This window comes from Klebsiella sp. 54, assembly GCF_018223875.1.
Taxonomy (GTDB): domain Bacteria; phylum Pseudomonadota; class Gammaproteobacteria; order Enterobacterales; family Enterobacteriaceae; genus Klebsiella; species Klebsiella quasipneumoniae.
Genome location: NZ_JAGRRA010000002.1, coordinates 232,375 through 257,276, shown reverse-complemented (window position 1 = coordinate 257,276; position 24,902 = coordinate 232,375). Strand labels below are relative to the sequence as shown.

24 protein-coding genes, 1 pseudogene and 1 other annotated feature are annotated in these 24,902 nt (G+C 57.6%); of the genes and pseudogenes, 10 read left to right on the top strand and 15 right to left on the bottom strand.

All coding sequences use genetic code 11. The features are described from left to right. Window positions 1-26 precede the first annotated feature (26 nt). The 9 genes from KHQ24_RS02935 to KHQ24_RS02895 all read right to left on the bottom strand — a co-directional run bounded on the left by KHQ24_RS02935 (window position 27) and on the right by KHQ24_RS02895 (window position 9,407). Entirely contained in the window at window positions 27-1,331 is a 1,305-nt protein-coding gene (locus tag KHQ24_RS02935; RefSeq protein WP_032455647.1) for an inosine/guanosine kinase, read from the bottom strand. Between the two features lie 63 nt (window positions 1,332-1,394). After that, on the bottom strand, window positions 1,395-2,357 hold the full coding sequence (hemH, locus tag KHQ24_RS02930; RefSeq protein WP_017898889.1) for a ferrochelatase: 963 nt from the start codon (window positions 2,355-2,357) through the stop codon (window positions 1,395-1,397). 128 nt (window positions 2,358-2,485) lie between these two features. Beyond that, a complete protein-coding gene (gene adk, locus KHQ24_RS02925) occupies window positions 2,486-3,130 on the bottom strand; it encodes an adenylate kinase (protein WP_002892184.1) in 645 nt (214 codons plus the stop codon). Window positions 3,131-3,352: 222 nt separating this feature from the next. Then, window positions 3,353-5,227, bottom strand: a complete 1,875-nt coding sequence (htpG, locus tag KHQ24_RS02920) for a molecular chaperone HtpG (RefSeq protein WP_004177228.1) — start codon at window positions 5,225-5,227, stop codon at window positions 3,353-3,355. 111 nt (window positions 5,228-5,338) lie between these two features. Beyond that, entirely contained in the window at window positions 5,339-5,944 is a 606-nt protein-coding gene (recR, locus tag KHQ24_RS02915) for a recombination mediator RecR (RefSeq protein WP_002892177.1), read from the bottom strand. After that, window positions 5,944-6,276: a YbaB/EbfC family nucleoid-associated protein gene (locus tag KHQ24_RS02910; RefSeq protein ID WP_002892173.1), complete on the bottom strand. Its 333-nt coding sequence runs from the start codon at window positions 6,274-6,276 to the stop codon at window positions 5,944-5,946. Before KHQ24_RS02910 ends, recR begins: the two co-directional genes overlap by 1 nt. 57 nt (window positions 6,277-6,333) lie before the next feature. After that, window positions 6,334-8,235, bottom strand: coding sequence for a DNA polymerase III subunit gamma/tau (gene dnaX / locus KHQ24_RS02905; protein ID WP_094311734.1), 1,902 nt, complete (start codon window positions 8,233-8,235; stop codon window positions 6,334-6,336). Then, window positions 6,937-7,001 (bottom strand) — a sequence feature (DnaX frameshifting element). Its footprint overlaps the gene before it by 65 nt. A 92-nt stretch (window positions 8,236-8,327) precedes the next feature. Then, the gene (gene apt / locus KHQ24_RS02900) at window positions 8,328-8,879 is read right to left on the bottom strand and encodes an adenine phosphoribosyltransferase (protein WP_004204738.1); all 552 of its coding nucleotides are present in this window, start codon (window positions 8,877-8,879) and stop codon (window positions 8,328-8,330) included. A gap of 150 nt (window positions 8,880-9,029) precedes the next feature. Beyond that, window positions 9,030-9,407, bottom strand: a complete 378-nt coding sequence (locus KHQ24_RS02895) for a DUF454 family protein (RefSeq protein WP_004204740.1) — start codon at window positions 9,405-9,407, stop codon at window positions 9,030-9,032. Window positions 9,408-9,476: 69 nt separating this feature from the next. On the opposite strand from KHQ24_RS02895, the gene priC reads away from it, so the two are divergent. The 3 genes from priC (at window position 9,477) to KHQ24_RS02880 (ending at window position 11,169) form a co-directional block, all read left to right on the top strand. Next, window positions 9,477-10,004, top strand: coding sequence for a primosomal replication protein N'' (gene priC / locus KHQ24_RS02890; RefSeq protein WP_004204741.1), 528 nt, complete (start codon window positions 9,477-9,479; stop codon window positions 10,002-10,004). Between the two features lie 12 nt (window positions 10,005-10,016). Next, complete coding sequence (rsmS, locus tag KHQ24_RS02885) at window positions 10,017-10,190, top strand: pleiotropic regulatory protein RsmS (RefSeq protein ID WP_004204742.1); 174 nt, start codon at window positions 10,017-10,019, stop codon at window positions 10,188-10,190. A gap of 67 nt (window positions 10,191-10,257) precedes the next feature. Then, on the top strand, window positions 10,258-11,169 hold the full coding sequence (locus KHQ24_RS02880) for an Rpn family recombination-promoting nuclease/putative transposase (RefSeq protein WP_136084652.1): 912 nt from the start codon (window positions 10,258-10,260) through the stop codon (window positions 11,167-11,169). A gap of 35 nt (window positions 11,170-11,204) precedes the next feature. Here KHQ24_RS02880 and mscK read toward each other — a convergent pair whose 3' ends face one another. Both mscK and acrR read right to left on the bottom strand, forming a co-directional pair. Beyond that, on the bottom strand, window positions 11,205-14,552 hold the full coding sequence (gene mscK / locus KHQ24_RS02875) for a mechanosensitive channel MscK (RefSeq protein ID WP_004204744.1): 3,348 nt from the start codon (window positions 14,550-14,552) through the stop codon (window positions 11,205-11,207). A gap of 128 nt (window positions 14,553-14,680) precedes the next feature. Then, entirely contained in the window at window positions 14,681-15,331 is a 651-nt protein-coding gene (gene acrR, locus KHQ24_RS02870) for a multidrug efflux transporter transcriptional repressor AcrR (RefSeq protein ID WP_004204746.1), read from the bottom strand. A gap of 142 nt (window positions 15,332-15,473) precedes the next feature. On the opposite strand from acrR, the gene acrA reads away from it, so the two are divergent. The 5 genes and pseudogenes from acrA to maa all read left to right on the top strand — a co-directional run bounded on the left by acrA (window position 15,474) and on the right by maa (window position 21,664). After that, window positions 15,474-16,667, top strand: a complete 1,194-nt coding sequence (gene acrA / locus KHQ24_RS02865) for a multidrug efflux RND transporter periplasmic adaptor subunit AcrA (RefSeq protein WP_004204747.1) — start codon at window positions 15,474-15,476, stop codon at window positions 16,665-16,667. Window positions 16,668-16,689: 22 nt separating this feature from the next. After that, complete coding sequence (acrB, locus tag KHQ24_RS02860; RefSeq protein WP_004204748.1) at window positions 16,690-19,836, top strand: multidrug efflux RND transporter permease subunit AcrB; 3,147 nt, start codon at window positions 16,690-16,692, stop codon at window positions 19,834-19,836. Window positions 19,837-20,320: 484 nt separating this feature from the next. Then, window positions 20,321-20,695, top strand: a complete 375-nt coding sequence (tomB, locus tag KHQ24_RS02855; protein ID WP_002892066.1) for an Hha toxicity modulator TomB — start codon at window positions 20,321-20,323, stop codon at window positions 20,693-20,695. A gap of 26 nt (window positions 20,696-20,721) precedes the next feature. Next, complete coding sequence (locus KHQ24_RS02850) at window positions 20,722-20,940, top strand: HHA domain-containing protein (protein ID WP_002892050.1); 219 nt, start codon at window positions 20,722-20,724, stop codon at window positions 20,938-20,940. A gap of 158 nt (window positions 20,941-21,098) precedes the next feature. Further along, window positions 21,099-21,664 (top strand): annotated as a pseudogene (gene maa, locus KHQ24_RS02845) (maltose O-acetyltransferase). Here maa and KHQ24_RS02840 read toward each other — a convergent pair. Next, window positions 21,636-21,758, bottom strand: coding sequence for a hypothetical protein (locus KHQ24_RS02840; RefSeq protein WP_032426076.1), 123 nt, complete (start codon window positions 21,756-21,758; stop codon window positions 21,636-21,638). The pseudogene maa and the gene KHQ24_RS02840 sit on opposite strands and share 29 nt — an antisense overlap. Before the next feature lie 42 nt (window positions 21,759-21,800). On the opposite strand from KHQ24_RS02840, the gene KHQ24_RS02835 reads away from it, so the two are divergent. Further along, window positions 21,801-22,271: a YlaC family protein gene (locus tag KHQ24_RS02835; protein WP_017898893.1), complete on the top strand. Its 471-nt coding sequence runs from the start codon at window positions 21,801-21,803 to the stop codon at window positions 22,269-22,271. Here the strand turns inward: KHQ24_RS02835 and KHQ24_RS02830 are convergent. Beyond that, window positions 22,240-23,697: a PLP-dependent aminotransferase family protein gene (locus tag KHQ24_RS02830; protein ID WP_017898894.1), complete on the bottom strand. Its 1,458-nt coding sequence runs from the start codon at window positions 23,695-23,697 to the stop codon at window positions 22,240-22,242. The genes KHQ24_RS02835 and KHQ24_RS02830 overlap by 32 nt on opposite strands. Before the next feature lie 100 nt (window positions 23,698-23,797). Here KHQ24_RS02830 and KHQ24_RS02825 point away from each other — a divergent pair, with 100 nt between their 5' ends. Then, window positions 23,798-24,496 (top strand): GNAT family N-acetyltransferase, encoded by a 699-nt coding sequence (locus KHQ24_RS02825; protein WP_004204753.1) that lies wholly within the window; start codon window positions 23,798-23,800, stop codon window positions 24,494-24,496. Here the strand turns inward: KHQ24_RS02825 and ykgO are convergent. Both ykgO and KHQ24_RS02815 read right to left on the bottom strand, forming a co-directional pair. Then, window positions 24,493-24,633 (bottom strand): type B 50S ribosomal protein L36, encoded by a 141-nt coding sequence (gene ykgO / locus KHQ24_RS02820; protein WP_002892018.1) that lies wholly within the window; start codon window positions 24,631-24,633, stop codon window positions 24,493-24,495. The genes KHQ24_RS02825 and ykgO overlap by 4 nt on opposite strands. After that, window positions 24,633-24,896, bottom strand: coding sequence for a type B 50S ribosomal protein L31 (locus KHQ24_RS02815; protein WP_004204754.1), 264 nt, complete (start codon window positions 24,894-24,896; stop codon window positions 24,633-24,635). Before KHQ24_RS02815 ends, ykgO begins: the two co-directional genes overlap by 1 nt. Between the last annotated feature and the right edge of the window lie 6 nt (window positions 24,897-24,902).

Genomic DNA, 24,902 nt, shown 5'->3' with positions numbered 1-24,902 from the left:
CCTCTCCCGTCGGGAGAGGGACTCGCTTATCGATCCCAGTACGCCTCTTCCAGGCTGTCCTCACGTTCCGGCAGGCCGCGGGTTAAACGCGGCGAGTGCTGGTTCAGCACCTGATAGCTCACGCGGTTGGCATATTTACACACCTGCGCCAGCGAGGAGTAGGTCAGCCATTTGCATTTGTGTTTGCTGGAGTTGGGTACGTTATTGCGATGGTAGTTATTGGCGGTGATGTCATGCAGCAGCGCCGCCAGCGCGCCGTCGCCTGCGCCGTTGGTGTTCATGATCTTCTCCGGGCCGCCCATATACGGCGCGATGTGCGAATAAATACGCAGCGGATTGACGCAGTCCTGGTGACGCATCGCGCGACTGAATTCAAACTGGTTAAATTCCGGGATCGCCCCCGGCAGCAGCGGATGCTGGGTTTTACGCTTCGCCTCTTCTTCGGTGAAGCCCGCCATATATAGCCCCGCCGGTCCGGCGGTGCACAGCACCAGGTCGACCCAGTCCAGCGCTTTGTCCGCCGCCGACAGCGGATCGGCAAAACCGGTCAGCGCTTCCCCTTCCTCTTCATTCATCGCCAGAATCGAGACATGATCCTGCAGGAACTGCTGCCACCACGCCGGGTTATCGGCAATCACGTATTTGGTACCAAGAGTTAACACCACCGGCACATCATGCTTTTTGGCATACTCGATGGCTTTCATCGTCGCGTCCGGCATCGGCTCGCCCGGCTTGCAGCGTACCAGGTAGGAGGTCAGCACCAGCGCCGAGGCGCCAGCGATCACCGCTTCCGGAATGCTTTCCGGGCGCAGCTTGTTCATATGACCCGGGCTAATGGCGAAGGTGCGCTCGCCGCTATCGCTGATCAGGGTGAAGCAGCGGCCAATGGCGCCGTCAACGCCCTGCAGATAGTTCAGATCGGTACGGCTGGAGGTATTGCACAGGTAGCGATAGGCATAGCCGCCGATTTCGATATTACTGCACATGACGCCAAGCAGCACCGAGCGATCGTCCGCCAGCACCGAGTAGTTGTGCATGGTATTGCCGATCGTGCCGCCGGCAAACTGATGAGTAATAAGATTATTGCGCACCAGCTCCTGGTACAGCGCCTCGGCGACATCATCTTCAATCACCAGAGAGTGGCCCGCGCTCAGGCCGTAGCGCACGATAAACGCCTCATCCACTTTCGCTTCGATATCCACCAGCGTCTGGTCGATACCCACCACCCAGGAGACGCTGGATTCATTCTCCGGCTGAATTTGCTGTAGCAGCGGGTCGCGGGCGTTAACGGGAAAATAGTGTTTGGATTTGCGTTTACCGGGAAATTTCATAGTGGCGCTTAAATAACAGGGAACAAGCGGGAAATAGTAGCATATTCCCCGCCCTGCGCGCGATCAGCGATAAGGCGCCGTCAGGTTGACCATCATCTCAATATGCGCGGCGTCCGCGTTAAGCGCCGGAATGTATTCATATTGCTTGCCACCCGCTTCGAGGAAGATTTCCCGGTTCTGGACGGCGATCTCTTCCAGCGTTTCGAGACAGTCGGCGGCAAAGCCCGGGCACAGCACCTGAATATGCTTCGTCCCTTTCTCGCCGAGCATCTTCAGCGTCTCATCGGTGTACGGCGTCAGCCAGGGTTCCCGGCCAAAGCGCGACTGGAAGGTCATCATCACCCGCTCCGGTGGCAGCCCCAGCGCGGAGACCAGTTCCCGCGTGGTATCACGACAGCGCTGAGGATAATCATCTCCCTGGTTGGCATAGCGCTGCGGGATCCCATGATAGGAAAGCAGCAGCAGATCCGGTTCCCCATGAACGGCAAACGAGGCGCGCACGCTGGCCGCCAGAGCATGGATATAGTCCGGGTGCCCGGCGTAATCGCGAATAAACGAGATACCGGGAATGGCGCGTTTTTTCGCGAGGATCCGCGCCAGCTCATCCCAGACGGCAGCCACCGTCGAGCAGGAATATTGCGGATACAGCGGCAGCACCACGATGTGCCCCACCCCTTGCGCCAGTAAATCATCCACCGCGCTGGCCAGCGACGGCGTTCCATAGCTCATGCCCAGCGCCACCGGGGTATCCGGCAGTCTGGCAGCCAGCGCCTGCTGCTGGCGACGGCTGTATACCATCAGCGGCGACCCCTCTTCCATCCAGACGGACTGATAGAGTTTAGCCACGCGGGGAGAGCGAATCGGCAGTATGACGCCGCGCAGCAGCGGCCACCATAGCAGACGAGACGTATCCACCACCCGTTTGTCGCTGAGGAATTGTCGCAGATAACGCTTCACCGCACCGGGGGTGGGCGCATCGGGAGTGCCTAAATTGGCCAGCAAGATACCTGTTTTCGTCTGATGCATTACCGCCTCTTAACCATTTGAATCGCAGCCAATTGTAGCTGAAATGGCGCTAAACGGAACCAATCATAGCAAAAGGTAGGAATGAGAGGAGTTCTCATCCTGCCGCAGCAGGATGAGAAAAGGCTTTATCAGCCGAGGATTTTTTCCAGTTCGGCGCGCACGTCAGCCACCGCTTTGGTGCCGTCGACTTTGGCGTATTTGGTGTTGCCCGCCTGCGCTTCTTTGGTGTAGTAGCCGATCAGCGGCGCCGTCATCTGATGATATTCCACCAGACGCTTACGCACGGTCTCTTCCTGGTCGTCTTTACGGGTGGTCAGCTCTTCGCCGGTCACGTCGTCTTTGCCTTCCACCTTCGGCGGATTGAATTTGATGTGGTATACGCGACCGGATGCCGCGTGAACGCGACGGCCAACGATACGGTCGACAATCAGTTCGTCCGGCACGTCGAATTCCAGCACGTAATCAACGGTAATGCCCGCTTCTTTCATGGCGTCAGCCTGCGGAATAGTGCGCGGGAAACCGTCCAGCAGGAAGCCGTTACGGCAATCTTCCTGGGCGATACGCTCTTTAACCAGCGCGATAACCAGCTCATCGGTCACCAGCTTGCCGGCGTCCATGATGTCTTTCGCCTGCTTACCGAGCTCAGAGCCGGATTTTACCGCAGCGCGCAGCATATCGCCGGTGGAGATTTGCGGAATACCGTATTTCTCCATGATGAACTGAGCCTGAGTTCCTTTACCCGCGCCCGGAGCGCCAAGCAGAATAATACGCATTACGAAAATCCCCTCAAAAGTCGATTCAATTTTTCAAAAACGCTAAACCATACCACCAGAACGGCGATGGCTCAAGGAAGGCGGTGCGGCTGAAACGGTTAATGGTGAGATATTTTATGCAATCCAATGTGAAATGCCCCGTCTGAGCAAATCGCTCAGACGGGGCATTTATCCCGTTCCCGGCGTCGCGTCGCTCGGCCGGGCTACTCGTTCAGGTTCGCGTCAGGAAGCCAGCAGCTGGTTCATACGGCGGATAAACTGGTTCGGATCTTCCAGCGTGCCGCGCTCGGCCAGCAGCGCCTGATCCAGCAGCAGTTCCACCCATTCGCCGAACTGCGCGTCATCCTGGGTATCGGCTGCGCGTTTCACCAGCTGATGCGCCGGGTTCAGTTCGAAGATGTATTTCACTTCCGGCGCCGCCTGGCCCGCAGCCGCGAAAAGCTTCGCCATCTGGGTGCTCATCTCGTCGGCATCGGTGGTGACAATCGCCGGGGTATCGGTCAGACGATGGGTCAGACGCACCTCTTTGACCCGGTCGCCAAGCAGGTTTTTCACACGCTCAACGAACGGCTCCAGCGCTTTTTCGGCTTCTTTGGTGGACTCGTCCACTTCATCCGCCAGCTTGTCCAGCGACTCGTCGGCTTTAGCGACAGACTGGAACGCTTTACCGTCGAACTCGGTCAGGTAGCTCATCATCCACTCGTCGATGCGATCGGAGAGCAGCAGCACTTCGATCCCTTTCTTACGCAGCAGCTCGAGGTGCGGGCTGCTCTTCGCCGCCGCATAGCTGTCGGCAGTGATGTAGTAGATCTTCTCCTGACCTTCTTTCATGCGCGAGACGTACTCTTCCAGCGACACGGTCTGCGCGGAGGAGTCAGTATGGGTGGTCGCGAAGCGCAGCAGTTTGGCGATCGCCTCCTGGTTGCTCGGATCTTCCGCCGGCCCCTCTTTCAGCACCAGGCCGAACTGTTTCCAGAAGGTCTGATATTTTTCGGCGTCGTCTTTCGCCAGCTTATCCAGCATCTGCAGCGCGCGTTTGGTCAGCGCGGTGCGCAGGTTGCGGGTCACGCTGCTGTCCTGCAGAATTTCACGGGAGACGTTCAGCGGCAGATCGTTGGAGTCTATCAGGCCGCGTACGAAGCGCAGGTAGTTCGGCATAAACTGCTCGGCGTCGTCCATGATGAACACACGCTGGACGTACAGCTTCAGGCCGTGTTTATGATCGCGGTTCCACATATCCCACGGCGCCTGCGACGGGATATACAGCAGGCTGGTGTACTCCTGCTTACCTTCCACGCGGTTGTGGCTCCAGGTCAGCGGGTCGCTGTAGTCATGGGCAATGTGCTTGTAGAATTCTTTGTATTCGTCGTCGTTAACTTCAGACTTGCTGCGAGTCCACAGGGCCTGCGCCTTGTTGATTTTTTCCCAACTGATAACGGTTTCGCCGTCTTTCTCTTCCCGTTTCTCAATCTCAACCGGCAGCGCGATATGGTCGGAATACTTGCTGATGATGGAGCGCACGCGCCAGTCGTTGAGGAAATCGTCCTCACCTTCGCGCAGATGCAGGGTGATTTCGGTCCCGCGATCGGCTTTGGTGATGTCGGCCACGGTATATTCCCCTTCGCCGGCGGATTCCCAGAACACGCCGTTCTCAGGTTTATCGCCTGCCGCACGGGTACGGACGGTCACTTTATCCGCCACGATGAAGGCCGAATAGAAGCCGACACCGAACTGGCCAATCAGCTGGCTATCTTTTGCCTGGTCGGAACCCATCGATTCGAGGAACGCTTTGGTGCCGGATTTGGCGATGGTGCCGAGATGGTCGATAACCTCTTCCCGGTTCATACCGATACCGTTATCGGCAATGGTCAGGGTACGGTTGTCTTTATCAAACGAAACCCGCACGCGCAGCTCGCCGTCTCCCTCATACAAATCCGGCTGCGACAGCGCGCGGAAACGCAGCTTATCGGCCGCATCAGAGGCGTTGGAAATCAGCTCACGCAGAAAGATTTCTTTGTTGGAATAGAGGGAATGGATCATCAGGTGCAGAAGCTGTTTTACTTCTGACTGAAAACCACGAGTTTCTTGTCCTTTCATCTGATTCAACCTCAACAATGCCATTTTAAATGGGTAAAAAACCGTTGAGTGGGAGATGGGGACAGCGGGGAAATTTTTCAAGCGGAGGCGGCGATAGCCGCCTCCATTTGTTCAGAAAGTAATCTTGTGGCGACCGGCCAGCGAGTGGGACAGCGTGGTGCCGTCGACCATCTCCAGCTCTCCGCCCACCGGCACGCCGTGGGCGATTCGGCTGGCGTCGACGCCATACTGCGCGCACAGCTCCGCGATATAGTTGGCTGTCGCCTCGCCCTCAACGGTCGGGTTGGTGGCAAGGATCACCTCGGTGATCGACTCCGCCTCCAGCCGTTGCTCCAGGCGATCGAGCCCGATGTCATCAGGCCCGATGCCGTCGAGCGGCGACAGGTGCCCCATCAGCACGAAGTAGCGGCCGGAATACTGCCCGGTCTGCTCAATGGCGTAGATGTCCGCCGGACTCTCCACCACGCAGATCTGGCCGTTTTCCTGGCGACGCGGGTTGCTGCAGATATTGCACACCTCCTGCTCGGTGAAGGTGCGGCAATCGGCACAGTGGCCGATCTCCGACATCGCGCGCGTCAGCGCCTGCGCCAGACGCATCCCGCCGCTGCGATCGCGCTGCAGCAGGGTAAACGCCATGCGCTGCGCCGACTTCGGGCCGACGCCCGGCAGACAGCGCAGTGCTTCCATAAGCTGAGTTAACAGCGGGCTGGTTTGCATCAGAACGGCATCTTGAAGCCTGGCGGCAGCTGCATACCGGCAGAGACGGAAGCCATCTTCTCTTTCTGGGTCTCTTCGATACGGCGCGCAGCGTCGTTGAACGCGGCAGCCACCAGATCTTCCAGCATCTCTTTGTCATCTTCCAGCAGGCTTGGGTCGATCTCCACGCGGCGGCAGTTGTGCGCGCCGTTAATGGTCACTTTCACCAGACCCGCGCCGGATTCGCCGGTCACTTCCAGCTGAGCGATCTCTTCCTGCATCTTCTGCATTTTTTCTTGCATCTGCTGGGCCTGCTTCATCAGGTTACCCAGGCCGCCTTTTCCACCAAACATAGGCTTCTCTCTCAGTCAGTCATCATTAAAGGTACTGACTGCAAGTCAAACTTGCAGTCAAATGGGGCGGATACTCTCTTCATCCAGATCGGCGTCAAAGAAACGACGCAGGGTCTGAATGTTATTATCCGCAATAATCGCTTCGCGCGCCTGCGCGAGCTTCTCTTCATAAATAGCCTGCCGCCACTCCAGCGGCGTGCGCATCGCGGGATTATCGTCTTCCACGATGGTCAATTCAACGGGCGTACCGTACAACACCCCCAGCGCTTCAGCCAGCTTTTGCTGTGCGCCGGCGGAATTGAGGTGGCGCTGGCTGGAGCGCAGATGCAGACAGACGCGATTGCCCTCCTGCTCTTTCCACGCGTTGAGCGCCACCTGCTCGACCAGCTTCGGTACTGCCAACTGGCTCACTTCTGCCGCCCAGCTGTCGCGCTCGACCGCTTCAACGGCAAGCTTGGCCGCCAGCTCAGGCGTTTTTTCATGCTCCAGCGCTTTTTTCAGCGCTTTAGGCGTGGCGACTTCGACTTTGGTCTCTTCAACCACCGTCGTCGCCTTCCAGCGATAAGCCTCTTTCTTCGCCGGGGCCTGCTCCAGCGCCGCCGCGGCCGGACGAGCCTGGACGCGCTCGGTAATCGAACTCAGTCGCTCCAGCGCAGCGTTATTCACCGGCCGCGCGCGGGAAGCGGCTGCCGGTTCACTCTTTTTTGGGGTGGTTGCTCCCTGGCTGCGCTGCAGGTGACTGCGGGCCGCCAGCACCTGGCTGGTGGTCGGCGGCAAACTCTGCGGCGGCTGTGGCGGCGGCGCTGCGGGGGAAACCGGCTGGCGCGGCGCGGCGGCCTGCGCCGGCTGCACCTCGGGCTCCGGCAGCGGCTTACGCGGATGAAACGCCAGGGCGCGCAGCAGCGTCATTTCGACGCCCATCCGCCGGTCCGGGGCATAGGGTAGCTCTTTGCGGCCAATCAGCAGCGTCTGGTAGTAGAGCTGAACGTCGCCCGGCGGTACGGTGCGCGCCAGTTCGCGCATGCGCACTTCGACCGCGGCCATGTCGGCGCCCAGCGCCGAAGGGGACAGCTGAACCATGGCGATGCGGTGCAGCAGGCTCTGCATCTCCACCAGCAGCGCCTCCCATTCAACGCCGCGCGCGGCGGCGTCATTGACGCCCGCCATGACTCGCTCGCCATCGGCGGCGACCAGGGCTTCAATCAACGACAGTGCCTGATCGTCATCGAGGGTGCCGAGCATGGTGCTCACCGACGCCGCCGTCAGTTGCCCTTCTCCACTGGCAATAGCCTGATCGGTCAGGCTTAAGGCATCGCGCAGGCTGCCGTCGGCGGCGCGCGACAACAGCTGCAGCGCGCGGGGCTCGAAGGCAATCTGCTCTTCGCCAAGAATATGCTCCAGCTGATGGCGGATCTGTTCAACGTCCAGCGCCTTCAGGTGGAACTGCAGGCAGCGGGATAAGATCGTCACCGGCAGCTTCTGCGGATCCGTCGTCGCCAGCAGGAATTTGACGTGCGCCGGCGGCTCCTCCAGCGTCTTTAATAACGCGTTGAAGCTGTGGCGCGACAGCATATGGACTTCGTCGATGAGATAGACCTTAAAGCGGCCGCGGGCCGGCGCGTACTGGACGTTATCCAGCAGGTCGCGGGTATCTTCGACTTTGGTGCGTGAGGCGGCGTCAATCTCAATCAGATCGACAAAGCGCCCCTGTTCAATTTCCCGGCAGTTATCGCACACGCCGCAGGGGGTGGCGGTGATGCCGGTTTCACAGTTTAACCCTTTCGCCAGCAGGCGGGCGATGGAGGTCTTACCGACTCCGCGGGTACCGGAAAAGAGATAAGCGTGATGAATGCGCCCTAACGACAAGCCGTTCGCCAGTGCGGTCAGCACATGTTCCTGGCCGACGACGTCAGCAAAGGTTTGTGGGCGCCATTTACGGGCTAAGACCTGATAACTCATGGGCTGGCTCTGAAACGCTGGAAGGTGAAATCACGAAGGGGTCATGCTATCACAGCCCCGCCCGATCGGCGAGGCTATGTGGAGGGATTTGCTTAGTGGCCCGGGAACGGCACCAGACTGAAGCAGTGGATCCCCAGCTTCTCCAGGCGCTGTTCGCCGCCCAGATCGAAGAGATTGATAATGAAAGCGGCATCCTGCACTTCGCCGCCGAGACGGCGGATCAGTTTGACCGTCGCGTCGATGGTTCCGCCGGTCGCCAGCAGATCGTCCACCACCAGCACTTTGTCGCCCGGTTTGATGGCGTCAACGTGGATCTCCAGCTGATCGGTGCCGTACTCCAGCTCATAGCTCTCAGCGATGGTTTCACGCGGCAACTTACGCGGCTTGCGTACCGGAACAAAGCCCACGCCCAGCGCCAGCGCAACCGGTGCGCCGAAAAGGAAGCCACGCGCCTCAGTCCCTACCACTTTGGTAATTCCCGCGTCTTTGTAGCGCTCGGTCAGCAGTTCAATGCTGAGCGCGTAAGCTTTCGGGTCTTCCAGTAAACTGGTGACATCGCGGAAAAGAATGCCCGGTTTTGGATAATCCTCGATACTCTGGATGCTGTTCTTCAGATATTCAAGCTGCTGTGCAGTTGCGGTCATAAGTGTATGCCTGATTGAAACGGTGTTACCCACGGGCGTGCAAAAGGGGCCAAAGAAACATTTGTTTAACCTTTGACCAGGCTTACCCGCGCTCGAAAACGCCAGAATTTACTGGCTGTCAGCAACAATTGCAACAGGCATTATTGCGCATCAGTGCTTTTGTTGCTTTGCGTCAACCACCGGAATGCGCCACATAAAGATCAGCAGACAGGCCAGAATGACCAACAGCATGATGCGCACCCACGTAAGCTTAACCAGCCACAGCGAAATAGCAAAAGTCGCCACGATCATGGCAATGGCGCGCGGTTTGGCGCCGCGAGGCATGGCGCGGTACTGTTGCCAGTGGCGAAGATAGCCGCCGAACCATGAGCGATACAGCAGCCACTGGTGAAAGCGCGGCGATGAGCGGGCAAAGCACCAGGCAGCAAGCAGAATAAACGGCGTCGTCGGCAGCAACGGTAAGAAGACGCCCAGCGTACCCAGCGCTACCGCCAGCCAGCCGATAATGGTTAAAATAACAGGTGGCATAATGTGAATCGTTATCAAACAGATACGGCTAATGTAGCACAGTTGGCTGATGGAGAATGGAGGGGGTTGGTGAAAACAGCTCAACTTTTACAAACGCTGAACAATCAGCTCAGCGAGCTGGCCGCGCAGGTGGCGCCGCTGGCGGAGCACGCGACCCTCAGCCCGCGCTTTGACCGCCAGCTCTTCCACACCCGCAGCACGCTGATGCAGGCCTATCTGGCGGAAGCCCAACACAACTTTCACCAGCTCCGCCAGGCCGTCGAGCGCCAGCAGTTGCCGCAGGTAGCCTGGATCGCCGAGCGTCTGGCGGCGCAAATCGCTGCGCTGCGTCGCGAAACCGCCACCTGGTCGCTGCGCAGTTGGGACCATGCCTCGCCAACGCTGAGCCGCTGGCAGCGCCGTCGCCTACAGCATCAGGAGTATGAGCGCCGCCTGCTGGCGATGCGCGACCAACGCCAGCGCCAGCTGACGCAGGCTACCAGCCTCGACGAGCAGCAGCGGCTGGCCAGGGAAGTCGAGGTCTACAGTGGACGGCTGGCACGCTGCCGACAGGCGCTGGATAAGATTGAAAACGTACTGGCGCGGCTGACGCGCTAACAGGAGAGTCCGATGTCGCTGGAAAATGCCCCCGATGAGGTCAAACTGGCCGTCGATTTAATCATGTTGCTGGAATCACATCAGATCCCGGCGCAAACCGTGCTGGACGCGCTGGAAATTGTCAGGCGGGATTATGCAAACAAGTTAAAAAACGCGGAAAGCGCCTCGCAAACGCCGCAGAAGTAAGATGTTGCCCACGGCGGAGTGCTGGCAGAGTGGTCCTCTGCGCATGACGCCGATGGAGGCAATATTGATGGAAAAGGTCAGTCAAACCCCGCACGATGCGGTTTTTCGCCAGATGCTGATGCATCATGCGGTGGCGAAGGATTTCATGCAGCTGTATCTGCCCGCGCCGTTTCTGGCAATCTGCGAGCTGGATTCGCTGCAGCTGGTCTCCGGTAGCTTTGTTGAAGAGGACCTGCGCGCCAGCTATTCCGATATCCTTTACTCACTGCGCACCCGCCACGGACCGGGCTATGTTTACGCGCTGATTGAGCACCAGAGTACCCCGGACAAGCTGATGGCGTTTAGACTGCTGCGCTACGCGCTGGCCGCCATGCAGCGTCATCTGGACGCTGGCCACGATACGCTGCCGCTGGTGGTGCCGATTCTGTTTTATCACGGCAAGGTCACCCCCTGGCCCTGGCCCCGCAACTGGCAACAGCTATTCGCCGAACCGGCGCTGGCGAAGGCGCTCTATAGCGGTGATTTTCCGCTGGTGGACCTCACCGTTATGCCAGATAATCAGATCGTCCGTCATCGGCGGATGGCCATGCTGGAGCTGTTGCAAAAGCATATCCGCCATCGCGATCTGGCCGAGCTGCAGGTGCCGCTGATTGCGCTGATGACGCAAGGCTATCTGACAGAAGCGCAGTTGAATACGCTGCTGCGCTATATGTTGCAGGCGGGTACAACGGAACATCCGGGGGCGCTGATCCGCGCGCTGGCGGCGCAGTCGCCCAGGCATAAGGAGCTGATGATGACCATTGCCGAATGGCTGGAAGAGAAAGGCCGTAAACAGGGGCAGCAGGAGGGCGAGCAGGAAGGTCGAGAAGCCGCCACTCGCAGCATCGCCGCCAGAATGCTGGCGCGCGGCCTCGAAAGACAAATCGTGCGGGAACTCACCGGGCTTAGCGACGAGGAGCTCGCCGCGCTGGCGCCCTGATGCAGCAGGGGCGGCGTTGCGCCGCCCCTCTTCAGTTAAGACGCGACGGAGGGAGCTAAATCGTCGCCCTTTCCATCCCGCTTCACTTCCGTGACTTCATCACCCTTTTCATTTCGCAGATGGACTTCCAGCTGGTTAAAGGCAATGTTGATGTCATTCTCCCGACACAGACGGTCGATGGCGCGGTTGAGCTCATCCACCGTGTAGCTGCGATCGCGCAGTTCACGGACATACAGACGTAGTTCATGATCCAGCGTACTGGGGCCGAAGGTGGTGAAGAAGACCGCCGGCGCTGGCTCCTGCATCACTTTCGGATGATCGTGCGCCACCTTCAGCAGCACCTCCTTCACCTTATCCAGGTCGGAACCGTAGGCGACGCCGAGGCGGATTACCACGCGGGTCACGGTGTCGGAGAGCGACCAGTTGATCAAGCGCTCGGTAACGAACGCCTTGTTCGGGATGATCACCTCTTTGCGATCGAAGTCGGTAATGGTGGTGGCGCGAATACGGATTTTGCTTACCGTACCGGAGAAGGTGCCGATAGTCACCGTATCCCCGATGCGCACCGGACGTTCGAACAGAATAATCAGGCCGGAGACAAAGTTACCGAAGATCTCCTGCAGACCAAAACCCAAACCAACCGACAGCGCGGCCGCCAGCCATTGCAGTTTGTCCCAGGAGACGCCCAGCGACCCGAATACCGTCATCGCCCCAATGGCGATAATCGCATAGTTAAGAATGGTGGTGATGGCGTAGGAAGTCCCCTGACGCATATTGAGCCGCGACAGGACCAGCACCTCCAGCAGCCCCGGCAGGTTGCGGATTAGCGCCCAGGCAACCATCGACGCCACAATGGCAAACAGCAGGCTGCCCATCGTCACGCTGCGCACCACGCTGGCCCCCGCCTCGGTGCCGTTGTAATGCCAGAGGGTGATGCTGTCGAGATAGGCGAAAACGGTGATCAAATCCGACCAAATCGCCCAGAACATGACCGCGAACAGCGCGATCATCACCAGCATGGTGATGCGCAACGTCTGCTGGTTAACCTGCTCGAGGGCGATAGTCGGCTCCTCCTGCGGCTCGGCGCCTTCCGCGCCCTCCTTCACCAGATGCTGACGGCGCGCCAGCGCCCGGCGCCAGGCGATACGCCGCGCCGCCACGCTCAGGCCACGCAGCACGGTCTGGTACAGCAGGTTCCAGATCATTACCAGATAAACCGTCTCGATCCAGCGTCCCGCCAGGCGCAGCGTGGTGTAGAAGTAGCCGGTCGCCGTCAGCACCATCAGGGCCACCGGAACGATAGACAGCACCGTGATCGTCAGCAGGCGCAGGCTGTGCGACTCTTTATCGCGCCAGCTTTCCCGGCACATCGGCCAGACCAGCACCGCGATCAGCAGTAAGTTGAAGAAAATCACCAGCTGCCCCAGCACATCGTCCATCAGGTTCAGCGGCGACAGCTCGGAAATCACCGACCAGAAATTCAGCGGCAGCAGCGCCAGGCTGACGCGGACAATCTGCCGCCGCCAGTGGCTGGTCAACTGCGCCGGCATATTAAAGTGGCTGACCGCCACGCCGTTCTTTTCCAGCACTTTCCAGCACAGGCCAAACACCAGCCAGAACATCGCCAGTTTTTTACTGTACGCCCACAGCAGTCCGCTGATATTTAACTGCATGGTGAGTAAGATCAGGCCAATCGCCAGAATCACCAGCACCACCGGTAAGGCGCGGATCAGGTCGATAAAGATCGCCTTCGGCGTATGCAGTTGGGTATCATTGCGTAGTTGGCCTACCTGAGAAGCCAGCTTCGCCTGATAATCCTTGAGCCACTGCAAACGCCAGCGGATCAGGCCGGCAATTAGCAGCAGCGGTAATCCGGCGAGGAAAGCGATAAATACCGCCGGCCACGCTTTTTCCCAGTTCACGGTGATTTTCATCGCCTTAAACTGACCTTTCAGCGCTTCCGGGAAGGCCTTAATCCACTCCCAGTCCATCGGTTTATTGCTGTTCACCCAGAAAATTTGCTGGGTCAGGATTTCTTTCAGGCTGCTGGAGACGCTCATCAGCTGCTGCTGGTTGATCTGCAGGTTGATGGCCATCATCAGCTGGTTCCCCAGCTGTTTATTGAACTGGTCAAGCAGCTCGCGACGCATGTCGATCACTTCCAGCAGCGCGGCGTGCACTTCATCGGTTACTTCAGCGCTGTGCCCCTCTTCCAGCTTAGCGACATAGGCATCGCTCTGGAACAGGGCGTCGCGCTGCTGGTTAACTTCAAACTGTTCAAGCCGCAGGTCGGCAATGCGATTAGTCATATCCTGCAGCTCATCCGCCGACGGCAGCGTCTGCTGCTGCTGATAAAGAATGCGCGACAGCAGCAGGCTGCCCTTGAGCACGGAAATTTGCTCTTTAATATCCCGCTCAGACTGCAGGGCGCGGTCGAGCCAGTTCTTTACCTGGATATTGCGCTGCACCAGCTGGTTGCCATTCTCCGTCGCCTGGATCAGCTTCTCGCTCAACTGGTGGTTAACATCCAGCTCCTGCTTGACCAGCGGGTTGGCCTGAATACGCGTGGTTTCATCCGGCGTGACCGCCTCCTGGGCGGTTTTCTCAGTCAGCGTCAGCCGCTTGCTGTTCACCGCCTCCTGCAGCAGCTGCAGCTGATGCTCCAGCCGGTTGCTCCAGGCGGTTACATAGTCACGCTGCTTCTGCAGGGTATCCTGCAGGATAGTGTTGCCTTCGAGGCTCTTACGCTGCTGCTCGATCTGCGCGTTGAGCAACGCCTGCTGGGCCTGCAGCAACACCTGCTGGGTCGGACGCAGAGTCTCATCGCCCACCGAGGTGCCATTCAGACGATTACGGATCTGCTGCAGCTGCTGGGAGGCGTTGTACATCGCATTTTGCACCCGTTCCGGCTGCGTTTGCAGGGAAACCAGCTGGCTGTTGTAGGTTGCCAGATCGTTTTGCGCATTCTGCAGATCGTCCAGCGTTTGGGTGACGCGTGATTCCAGCTGACGCAGGGAGAGCGTGCTCAGCGTCTTGCGCGTCGCGTCGTCGTTCGGGACATCGCTCAGGTTGTTAAGGTTATCCACCGCCTGGCGCAGCTTCGCCGGGGCTTGCTCGACCTGCTGGCGGAGCTGCGTCGTCTCGCTCTTGATGCGATCGATTTTATCCAGCGTTTCCAGGGTCTGGGTCAAATCCTGCTGGACCAGTTTATCCTGCGGAGTCAGTTCCTTTTGCTTGTTTAATGTGTTGAGCTGACTCTGCACCTCCGCCCGGTCAGGGAGGTCTGCGGCGCGGCCCTGAACTGGACTGAAAAGGCCAATAAAACAGAGCAGCATAATGGTAAAGATGAACGTGGCGCGTTGCCTGGAGATCGTGTGCAGCATAGTTAATATGAATGAATGCAAATGCCGGAGAATACCGGGGGTCGTCGCAAGCGCGCAGAATAGCACTTCTCATCGCTGGCGAATAGCGGCGGACTGCGCTAAAAATTCACGCTCATCCGCACGCTTCGTTAAGCTGGCAGGCTCTCCGGGCCGCGAAGCGTGGGGCAGAATTGATACATCTCCAGCAGGATGGCGACGTAGTCACGCGCTTCCGCATGCAGGTCGAACGAGTCGGGAGCAAACAGCCAATTCTCCATCAGGCCTGAAAGGTAGCTGCGCATTAAAATCGCCGCTCGCCGGGTGAGTAAATTGGCAGGCAACAGCTTCGCCGCGATACACTCTTTTAAGGTTTGCTCGATACGCTCGTAGCTCGCCAGGGAGAGCTGCCGCTGGGCCTGCTGCACTACGGTCATTTCTCCGACGAATTCACACTTATGGAAGATAATCTCCATCATCAACCGACGACGCTCTTCTGTCACTGTCGCTTCAAGAACATAGACTAATATCTCCCTGATAACTGAGAGTGGATCGTTGGGGAATTTTGCCCGATACTCAATTTCGAGATCGCTAATACTGGCGTCTGACAGCTCCCAAATTTCGTTGAATAAATCTGATTTATTCTTGAAATGCCAGTAGATAGCCCCCCTCGTTACACCCGCAGCTTTTGCAATTGTTGCCAACGAGGTAGATGATACGCCTTGCTGCGAAAACAGACGCAGAGCAACATCCAGAATCAGTTGCCGGGTTTCACGTGCCTGTTGTTTGGTTTTTCGTGCCATAGGTTAATGACTTTACAGAGGTTACGTTTACATACATTTGTGAATGTATGTACCATAGCACGACCATAATAGAAAGACTGTAGTGGGTTTGTGGTTGTTTGAGCCACTGAACATTTTGAAATTGGACACTCGAGGTTTACATATGAACAAAAACAGAGGGTTAACGCCTCTGGCGGTCGTTCTGATGCTCTCAGGCAGCTTAGCGCTAACAGGATGTGACGATAAACCGGCTCAACAAGGAGCCCAGCACATGCCGGAAGTCGGTATTGTGACGCTCAAATCCGCACCTCTACAAATAACCACCGAACTGCCAGGCCGCACCAGCGCCTATCGCATTGCGGAAGTTCGTCCTCAGGTCAGTGGCATTATTTTAAAACGTAACTTCGTGGAAGGTAGCGATATCCAGGCCGGCGTTTCCCTGTATCAGATCGATCCAGCCACCTATCAGGCCAGCTATGACAGCGCCAAAGGCGACCTGGCAAAAGCCCAGGCGGCGGCAAACATGGATCAACTGACGGTCAAGCGTTATCAGAAACTGTTAGGCACTAAATATATCAGTCAACAAGACTACGATACCGCCGTCGCGACGGCGCAGCAGAGCAATGCGGCCGTGGTCGCGGCGAAAGCAGCCGTTGAAACCGCGCGCATCAATCTGGCCTACACCAAAGTCACCTCGCCGATTAGCGGCCGCATTGGTAAATCCGCGGTGACCGAAGGGGCGCTGGTGCAAAATGGTCAAACAACCGCCCTGGCAACCGTTCAGCAGTTGGATCCGATCTATGTCGACGTCACCCAGTCGAGCAATGATTTCCTGCGCCTGAAACAGGAGCTGGCCGATGGCCGCCTGAAACAGGAAAACGGGAAAGCGAAAGTGGAGCTGGTGACTAACGACGGTCTTAAGTATCCGCAGGCCGGCACGCTGGAATTCTCGGATGTCACCGTCGATCAGACCACCGGCTCTATCACGCTGCGCGCTATTTTCCCTAACCCGGATCACACCCTGCTACCGGGGATGTTTGTCCGTGCCCGTCTGGAAGAAGGGGTTAACCCTGACGCCCTGCTGGTGCCGCAACAGGGTGTCACCCGTACGCCGCGCGGCGATGCCAGCGTTATGGTTGTGGGTGAAGGCGATAAGGTCGAAGTCCGCCAGGTCACTGCTTCTCAAGCGATTGGCGATAAATGGCTGGTCACTGACGGTCTGAAATCCGGCGATCGCGTTATCGTCACCGGCCTGCAAAAAATCAAACCAGGCGTGCAGGTAAAAGCGCAGGAAGTAGCTTCTGATGATAAACAGCAAGCCGCTGGCAACGCGCCATCAGAACAAACCAAGTCTTAACTTAAACAGGAGCCGTTAAGACATGCCTAATTTCTTTATCGATCGCCCCATATTTGCATGGGTGATCGCCATCATCATCATGCTGGCTGGGGGATTATCGATCCTCAAATTGCCGGTGGCGCAATATCCGACGATTGCGCCGCCAGCAATTTCCATTACCGCCATGTACCCCGGTGCTGACGCCGAAACCGTGCAAAACACCGTGACTCAGGTTATCGAACAGAATATGAACGGTATCGATCACCTGATGTACATGTCCTCGAATGGCGACTCCACCGGTACGGCGACCATCACCCTGACCTTCGAATCCGGTACCGATCCGGACATCGCCCAGGTTCAGGTTCAGAACAAGCTGGCCCTGGCCACCCCTCTGCTGCCGCAAGAAGTACAGCAGCAAGGGATCAGCGTTGAGAAAGCGTCCAGCAGCTTCCTGATGGTTGTCGGCGTTATTAACACCAACGGCACCATGAACCAGGACGATATTTCGGACTACGTGGCGGCCAACATGAAGGACCCGATCAGCCGTACCAGCGGCGTCGGTGACGTTCAGCTTTTCGGTTCCCAGTACGCGATGCGTATCTGGATGGATCCGAATAAACTGAACAACTTCCAGCTCACGCCGGTGGACGTGATCAGCGCTCTGAAAGCGCAGAACGCCCAGGTAGCCGCTGGTCAGTTAGGCGGTACGCCGCCGGTGAAAGGCCAGCAGCTCAACGCGTCCATCGTCGCACAGACGCGTCTGACCAATACGGAAGAGTTTGGCAACATCCTGCTGAAGGTGAACCAGGATGGTTCCCAGGTTCGTCTGCGTGATGTCGCCAAAATTGAGCTGGGTGGCGAAAGCTATGACGTGGTGGCGAAGTATAACGGCCAGCCAGCGTCCGGTCTGGGTATTAAACTGGCTACCGGCGCGAACGCGCTGGATACCGCCAACGCGATCCGCGCTGAACTGGCGAAGATGGAGCCGTTTTTCCCGTCGGGGATGAAAATCGTTTACCCGTATGACACCACCCCGTTCGTGAAAATCTCTATTCACGAAGTGGTTAAAACGCTGGTGGAAGCGATCATCCTGGTCTTCCTGGTGATGTATCTGTTCCTGCAGAACTTCCGCGCCACGCTGATCCCGACCATCGCGGTGCCGGTGGTCCTGTTAGGGACCTTCGCGGTGCTGGCGGCGTTTGGCTTCTCGATAAACACCCTGACGATGTTCGGGATGGTGCTCGCCATCGGCCTGCTGGTGGATGACGCCATCGTGGTGGTCGAGAACGTCGAGCGCGTCATGGCCGAAGAAGGCCTGCCGCCGAAAGAAGCGACGCGTAAATCGATGGGGCAGATTCAGGGCGCGCTGGTAGGTATCGCCATGGTGCTGTCGGCGGTATTTATCCCGATGGCATTCTTCGGCGGTTCAACCGGCGCCATCTATCGCCAGTTCTCCATCACCATCGTTTCCGCGATGGCGCTATCGGTGCTGGTCGCGCTGATCCTGACGCCGGCGCTGTGCGCCACGATGCTGAAGCCGATTCAGAAAGGCAGCCACGGCGCGACCACCGGTTTCTTCGGCTGGTTTAACCGCATGTTCGATAAGAGCACGCACCATTACACCGACAGCGTAGGCAACATTCTGCGCAGCACCGGTCGCTATCTGGTGCTGTATCTGATCATCGTGGTGGGCATGGCGTGGCTGTTCGTTCGTCTTCCCAGCTCGTTCCTGCCGGACGAAGACCAGGGGGTATTCCTGAGTATGGCCCAGCTGCCTGCCGGCGCCACCCAGGAGCGCACGCAGAAAGTGCTGGATGAGATGACGAATTACTATCTCACCAAAGAGAAGGACAACGTGGAATCCGTGTTTGCGGTTAACGGCTTCGGCTTCGCCGGCCGCGGCCAGAACACCGGTATCGCGTTCGTCTCGCTGAAAGACTGGAGCCAACGTCCGGGCGAAGAAAACAAAGTTGAAGCGATCACTGGTCGGGCGATGGGCTACTTCTCGCAGATTAAAGACGCGATGGTCTTCGCCTTTAACCTGCCGGCTATCGTTGAACTGGGTACCGCGACCGGCTTTGACTTCCAGCTGATTGATCAGGGCGGCCTGGGACACGAAAAACTGACCCAGGCACGTAATCAGCTGTTTGGCATGGTGGCGCAGCATCCTGACGTGCTGACCGGCGTGCGTCCTAACGGTCTGGAAGATACACCGCAGTTCAAAGTCGATATCGATCAGGAAAAAGCCCAGGCGCTGGGCGTCTCCATCAGCGACATTAACACCACGCTGGGCGCTGCCTGGGGCGGAAGCTATGTCAACGACTTTATCGACCGCGGCCGCGTGAAGAAAGTGTACATCATGTCCGAAGCGAAATACCGTATGCTGCCTGAGGACATCGGCAAGTGGTATGTTCGCGGCAGCGATGGCCAGATGGTGCCGTTCTCCGCCTTCTCCACCTCGCGTTGGGAATACGGTTCGCCGCGTCTGGAACGCTACAACGGTCTGCCATCGATGGAAATTCTTGGCCAGGCAGCGCCAGGCAAGAGTACCGGTGAGGCGATGAGCCTGATGGAAGAGCTGGCGGGTAAACTGCCGTCGGGTATCGGCTACGACTGGACCGGGATGTCTTATCAGGAGCGGCTGTCCGGTAACCAGGCCCCTGCCCTGTATGCCATCTCGCTGATTGTCGTCTTCCTGTGTCTGGCAGCGCTGTATGAGAGCTGGTCGATTCCGTTCTCGGTCATGCTGGTCGTACCGTTAGGTGTGGTCGGCGCGCTGTTAGCCGCCACCCTCCGCGGTTTAACCAATGACGTTTACTTCCAGGTTGGCCTGTTGACCACCATCGGCCTGTCGGCGAAGAACGCGATACTGATCGTTGAATTCGCCAAAGACCTGATGGAGAAAGAGGGCAAAGGGCTGATTGAGGCGACGCTTGAAGCGGTGCGTATGCGTCTGCGTCCGATCCTGATGACCTCTCTGGCGTTTATCCTTGGGGTTATGCCGCTGGTTATCAGCTCCGGTGCTGGCTCCGGTGCGCAGAACGCCGTCGGTACAGGCGTAATGGGCGGGATGGTGACCGCGACGATCCTGGCTATCTTCTTCGTGCCGGTGTTCTTTGTGGTGGTTCGTCGCCGCTTTAGTAAGAAAACGGAAGATATTGAGCACAGCCATCAGGTTGAGCATCATTAATCTGCACTACTGAACAAAGGGCCGCCACCGCGGCCCTTTTTTTGTTCATTACCGACAGGGCACATATTGCCATTGTTTATTTTTCGCGCTGCATTTAATATCTATTGATGTGTTGCAGACTATATCTATCGCGCTGTTTAGCCCTTAGGATCTTCTTACGCTCATTTACCAGGAATAATCCTAATATCATCATTCACGGCCGGCGGTTTCTGAACGCGACGACTGCCTGTCTTAAGCCAATGATTGATAAGACATCTCTATTTTTCAGGCTGCGCGCCCGGGCCGCAGAAATTAATTCGTCTATTTTTAAGATAATTTCTCTCTGATAATTGTAATTTTTCGTAATAGCACGATGAAATCTCCTGGAGAGTGGATTATAGTTAAATCAGCAGGATTACTCAGTTAGTGTCAGGTCAGTTAGTCGTGTTCATCCCACAACGGTGTTTGTTAGTCGTCGTTTAAACCACTCAAAAGGGGATGCGTTATGGACGAATACTCGCCAAAAAGACATGATATCGCACAACTACGCTTTCTCTGCGAAACGCTGTATCATGACTGCCTTGCAAACCTGGAAGAGAGCAACCATGGCTGGGTCAACGACCCGACATCGGCTGTCAATCTCCAGTTAAATGAACTGATCGAGCACATTGCCACATTCGCCCTTAATTATAAAATTAAGTACGCTGAGGATAATAAGCTGATCGCTCAGGTTGACGAATATCTGGACGACACATTTACGTTGTTCAGTAACTACGGCATTAACTCTACGGATTTGCAAAAGTGGAAAAAATCCGGTAATCGGTTATTTCGTTGTTTTGTCAACGCCAGCCGGGAAAATCCGGCCAGTCTTTCGTGTTAGGATTATTACAATCAAAAGGTGGAATTATGTCTGATAAGCCATTAACTAAAACAGACTATTTGATGCGCTTACGTCGTTGCCAGACAATTGACACGCTGGAGCGCGTCATTGAAAAAAACAAATATGAACTTTCTGATAATGAGCTGGCGGTATTTTACTCAGCCGCCGATCATCGTCTGGCTGAACTGACTATGAATAAGCTGTACGATAAAATCCCGACGTCGGTCTGGAAATTTATCCGCTAATTAGTGCGCCCGACGCGGTCTGCTGACCGGATGGTAATCGCCAGCCTCAGCAGGACATCTTTGTGATAGTCATCACAGCATTCAGCCAACAGCAAACTTGTAACCGGTTTCTTTTTTATACTGTTGCGACCCTCTAACGTCAGGTATAAGGAAGACCAATGAGTGAAGAAAAACGCAAAATGATCGCCGGTGAGCTCTATTTATCTGGCGACCCAACGCTTCGCGCCGATCGCCTGCGCGCCAGACAGCTGCTGCACCGTTATAATCATTCCGCCCCGAATGCCCAGGAAGAACGTCAGCATATTCTGGCCGAGCTGTTCGGTCGCGCTGGCGATGCGTATATCGAGCCAAGCTTTCGCTGCGACTACGGCTACAATATCTTTCTCGGCGCCGGTTTTTACGCCAATTTCGACTGTGTGATGCTGGACGTCTGCCCTATCCATATTGGCGATAACTGCATGCTGGCGCCGGGCGTCCATATCTATACCGCCACCCATCCGCTGGATGCTGAGGCCCGAAACAGCGGCCAGGAATATGGCAAACGGTGACCATTGGCCACAATGTGTGGATTGGTGGTCGGGCGGTGATCAATCCCGGGGTGACCATTGGCGATAATGCGGTCATCGCCTCCGGAGCGGTGGTCACTAAAGACGTTCCCGCCAGTACCGTTGTCGGCGGCAACCCGGCGCAGATCATCAAGCGCCTTCCGCCGCCGAATGCGTAACTGTTATGCTTTTCTGTAACTGATCTGTTACTTTCTCCGCAGAATACTGCAACATAAAATAACCTTCAGGCTGAGCCTGCCGCACCTGATCCATCGGGCGCACGGGGCGGGCTTATTGCAGAATTCGGGGACCAAGATGACAGAAATACAACGCCTGCTGACTCACACCATTGACGAACTTAACGTGCAGGAAAAACGCGATAATCGCCCGCGTTTTAGCATCAGTTTCATCCGCAACCATCCGGGCCTGTTTGTTGCCATGTATGCTGCGTTTCTGGCGACGCTGGTGGTCATGCTGCGCTCTGAAACGCTGGTGGATTCGGTCTGGTTGTTGGTGGTGCTGTTCATCCTGTTCAACGCTTTTTTCTTCTTTGACGTCTATCCACGCTATCGTTACGAAGATATCGATGTCCTCGACTTTCGCGTGTGTTACAACGGCGAATGGTACAACACCCGCTTTGTCCCCCAACAGCTGATCGACCGTATCCTGCAGTCGCCGGACGTCGATAGCGAGCAGAAGGCACAGCTTAAAAAAATGGTCGACACCAAAGGCGAACTCTCCTTTTACGATGTCTTTACGCTGACCCGCGCCGGTACTGCGCAATAAGACGATTCAGCGTCCGCAGCGCCAGCGGATAGCGGGAAGCCGAAGTATTGCCATACCCCAGCACCAGCCCGCTCCGCCCCCGCCGCGGGTCGAGATAGAAATGACTTAGCGCAGCGGGCGCCAGCTGAAACTGACGCGCCTGCTGCGCAATCGTTTGATCGTCGATCCCCTCTATGGCCAACGTCAGATGGAGTCCCCCTTCCCCACCGAGGACTTCGCACGGCACGGTAATCTCTTGTGCCAGCGCCTCGCGCAGCTGTTGCTGACGTTTGCGGTACAGACGACGCATCGCTGCCAGATGACGCGCATAGTGTCCCATCTCGATAAAGCTGGCCAGCGCACGCTGTTCAGCGCGGTGCCCGCCGCGCAGCAGCGCGCCAATGGCCTCCTGAGCGGCATCCGCCAGCGCGGACGGCATGACCATAAAACCGATACGCAGCGCCGGAAACAGGGTTTTGCTGAAGGTGCCGAGATAGACCACCGGGGCATCCGGGACCATCCCCAGCATCGCCGGGATCGGCTCTCCGCTGTGGCGAAACTCGCTGTCGTAGTCATCCTCCACAATCCACGCGCCGTGCCGATGGGCATACTCCACCAGCGCCAGACGCCGCGCGGCGCTCATGACGCTCCCAAGGGGATACTGATGAGAGGGAGAGGTGAAAATCAGCCGGGGTGGCTCTGCCACGCCGTTGGCAATACACATCCCTTCACCATCGACGGCCATCCCACAGACCCGCAGCCCCGCTCGCTGGAAACCACTCCTGGCGCCCAGGTACCCCGGCTCTTCCAGCCACACGCTGTCGCCCGGGTTGGTCAACAGCGAGGCGCATAAGTTGACCCCTTCCAGCGCCCCCTCGGTGATGACGATCTGCCGGATATCGCACCGGATGCCCCGGGAGAGCGCCAGATGGCGGGCGATAGCCTCCCGCAGTTGGGGATCGCCCGCGGCCTCACCGTAGCCCAGCAGCGTGCTGCCTTCGTCGCGCAATGCCTTATCGATTAACCGCCGCCACAGCGGCAGCGGGAAATAGTTCACCGCCGGCATGCCAGGCGTAAACGGCAGCGCCGGCGAGTCACGGCGCATAGCGGCTGGCAGCCCCTGCAGCCGCTCAGACAGCACAACGGGTGGCGCGATTACCTCCTGCCGACCGCTAGCGGCGAGCGGCACCACCTGCGTCCCCTGACGGCTTCGCGTCAGGTATCCCTCCAGCGTCAGCTGCTCCAGTGCGGCATTCACCGTATTACGCGACAGATGCAGTCGACCGGCAATCACGCGCGATCCTGGCAAACGGCAGCTGGCCGCCAGGGTTCCCTGCAGGATGGCATGGCGCAAAGTGTGGTAAAGGGCACGCTGCAGGGTTTCGTCCGTTCGCTGCCGCATCCCCTGCGTCACCAACCCATAAAACGCATCGTCCGGTATATTCATGTCGCCTCCTCGTGGATCCATAAAAACATACTCTAATGGCACTTTTTATGGAACCAGCCAGCGCGTACGCTGCCTGTACATCCTCAATAAGGAAACCGCAATGTGTGAATACAATCAGTTTGGACAGGCGCTCGGCGCCGCGCTGCCCGACTGGCAACCCCGCCCCTGGCCGACCCGGCAGGTACTTCAGGGCAGCCGCTGTCGGCTCGAACCACTCACCCTCGCCCACGCCAGCGATCTGTTTGCTGCCCATCAGCTGGCGCCCGACGCCCGCAGCTGGACGTGGCTGCTGCGCGAACCGGAAACGAGCCTGGCTGAATTTAGCGCCTGGGTGGCGCAGGTTGCGACGCTGGCCGATCCGATCCATTTCGCCGTCGTTGACCAGCAGCGTGGAACGGCGGTCGGCTCGCTGGCGTTAATGCGCATCGATGCCACCCATGGCGTGGTCGAGGTGGGGCATGTCCATTTCTCTCCGCTGCTAAGCCGAACGGCTATGGCCACCGAAGCGCACTGGCTGTTGATGCAGTATGTGTTCGAGACGCTCGGCTACCGTCGCTATGAATGGAAATGCAATAGCCTCAATACGCCGTCAGGCCGGGCGGCAAGGCGACTGGGATTTCAGTACGAAGGACGTTTTCGTCAGGCGCTGGTGAGCAAAGGACACAACCGGGACACGGACTGGTTTTCAGTGATTGATGGCGAATGGCCGCAGCTGGATAGCGCCATGCGCCAATGGCTGGCCGCCGACAATTTTACCGCCGACGGTCAGCAGCGCCGTCCCCTGGAAAGCTTCCGTTAACGACGTTTTTTGCGCCCCTGCACTGCTTTGAAGCGGGGGTTGCTCTTGCAGATCACGTACAGCCGCCCTTTGCGTTTGACCAGCTGGCAATCCGGGTGGCGCTGTTTGGCGCTGCGTAATGAGTTAACGACCTGCATCATGCCTTCCTTTTTGCATCAATGAAGCCGCCAAAGCGCTGGCGGAAACGGGCCGCGCTACCCTCGCTGGCGAACGTTTTTTGTTTGCCGGTGTAGTACGGATGCGATTTCGAGGAGACGTCGATCGTCACATACGGATACGTCTCACCGTCGAGCTCAATCACGCGTTCGGTGCGGATGGTTGAGCCAACTTTAAAATATTCATTGGCGCTGGTGTCGTGAAACACCACCGTGCGATAGGGAGGATGGATATGGGCTTTCATGATGAC

Coding starts and splice junctions, on each gene's coding strand:
- KHQ24_RS02935 (WP_032455647.1), bottom strand. CDS start 1,331: ATGAAATTTCCCGGTAAACGCAAATCCAAACACTATTTTCCCGTTAAC.
- hemH (WP_017898889.1), bottom strand. CDS start 2,357: ATGCATCAGACGAAAACAGGTATCTTGCTGGCCAATTTAGGCACTCCC.
- adk (WP_002892184.1), bottom strand. CDS start 3,130: ATGCGTATTATTCTGCTTGGCGCTCCGGGCGCGGGTAAAGGAACTCAG.
- htpG (WP_004177228.1), bottom strand. CDS start 5,227: ATGAAAGGACAAGAAACTCGTGGTTTTCAGTCAGAAGTAAAACAGCTT.
- recR (WP_002892177.1), bottom strand. CDS start 5,944: ATGCAAACCAGCCCGCTGTTAACTCAGCTTATGGAAGCACTGCGCTGT.
- KHQ24_RS02910 (WP_002892173.1), bottom strand. CDS start 6,276: ATGTTTGGTGGAAAAGGCGGCCTGGGTAACCTGATGAAGCAGGCCCAG.
- dnaX (WP_094311734.1), bottom strand. CDS start 8,235: ATGAGTTATCAGGTCTTAGCCCGTAAATGGCGCCCACAAACCTTTGCT.
- apt (WP_004204738.1), bottom strand. CDS start 8,879: ATGACCGCAACTGCACAGCAGCTTGAATATCTGAAGAACAGCATCCAG.
- KHQ24_RS02895 (WP_004204740.1), bottom strand. CDS start 9,407: ATGCCACCTGTTATTTTAACCATTATCGGCTGGCTGGCGGTAGCGCTG.
- rsmS (WP_004204742.1), top strand. CDS start 10,017: ATGTCGCTGGAAAATGCCCCCGATGAGGTCAAACTGGCCGTCGATTTA.
- KHQ24_RS02880 (WP_136084652.1), top strand. CDS start 10,258: ATGGAAAAGGTCAGTCAAACCCCGCACGATGCGGTTTTTCGCCAGATG.
- mscK (WP_004204744.1), bottom strand. CDS start 14,552: ATGCTGCACACGATCTCCAGGCAACGCGCCACGTTCATCTTTACCATT.
- acrR (WP_004204746.1), bottom strand. CDS start 15,331: ATGGCACGAAAAACCAAACAACAGGCACGTGAAACCCGGCAACTGATT.
- acrA (WP_004204747.1), top strand. CDS start 15,474: ATGAACAAAAACAGAGGGTTAACGCCTCTGGCGGTCGTTCTGATGCTC.
- acrB (WP_004204748.1), top strand. CDS start 16,690: ATGCCTAATTTCTTTATCGATCGCCCCATATTTGCATGGGTGATCGCC.
- tomB (WP_002892066.1), top strand. CDS start 20,321: ATGGACGAATACTCGCCAAAAAGACATGATATCGCACAACTACGCTTT.
- KHQ24_RS02850 (WP_002892050.1), top strand. CDS start 20,722: ATGTCTGATAAGCCATTAACTAAAACAGACTATTTGATGCGCTTACGT.
- KHQ24_RS02840 (WP_032426076.1), bottom strand. CDS start 21,758: ATGGATCAGGTGCGGCAGGCTCAGCCTGAAGGTTATTTTATGTTGCAG.
- KHQ24_RS02835 (WP_017898893.1), top strand. CDS start 21,801: ATGACAGAAATACAACGCCTGCTGACTCACACCATTGACGAACTTAAC.
- KHQ24_RS02830 (WP_017898894.1), bottom strand. CDS start 23,697: ATGAATATACCGGACGATGCGTTTTATGGGTTGGTGACGCAGGGGATG.
- KHQ24_RS02825 (WP_004204753.1), top strand. CDS start 23,798: ATGTGTGAATACAATCAGTTTGGACAGGCGCTCGGCGCCGCGCTGCCC.
- ykgO (WP_002892018.1), bottom strand. CDS start 24,633: ATGCAGGTCGTTAACTCATTACGCAGCGCCAAACAGCGCCACCCGGAT.
- KHQ24_RS02815 (WP_004204754.1), bottom strand. CDS start 24,896: ATGAAAGCCCATATCCATCCTCCCTATCGCACGGTGGTGTTTCACGAC.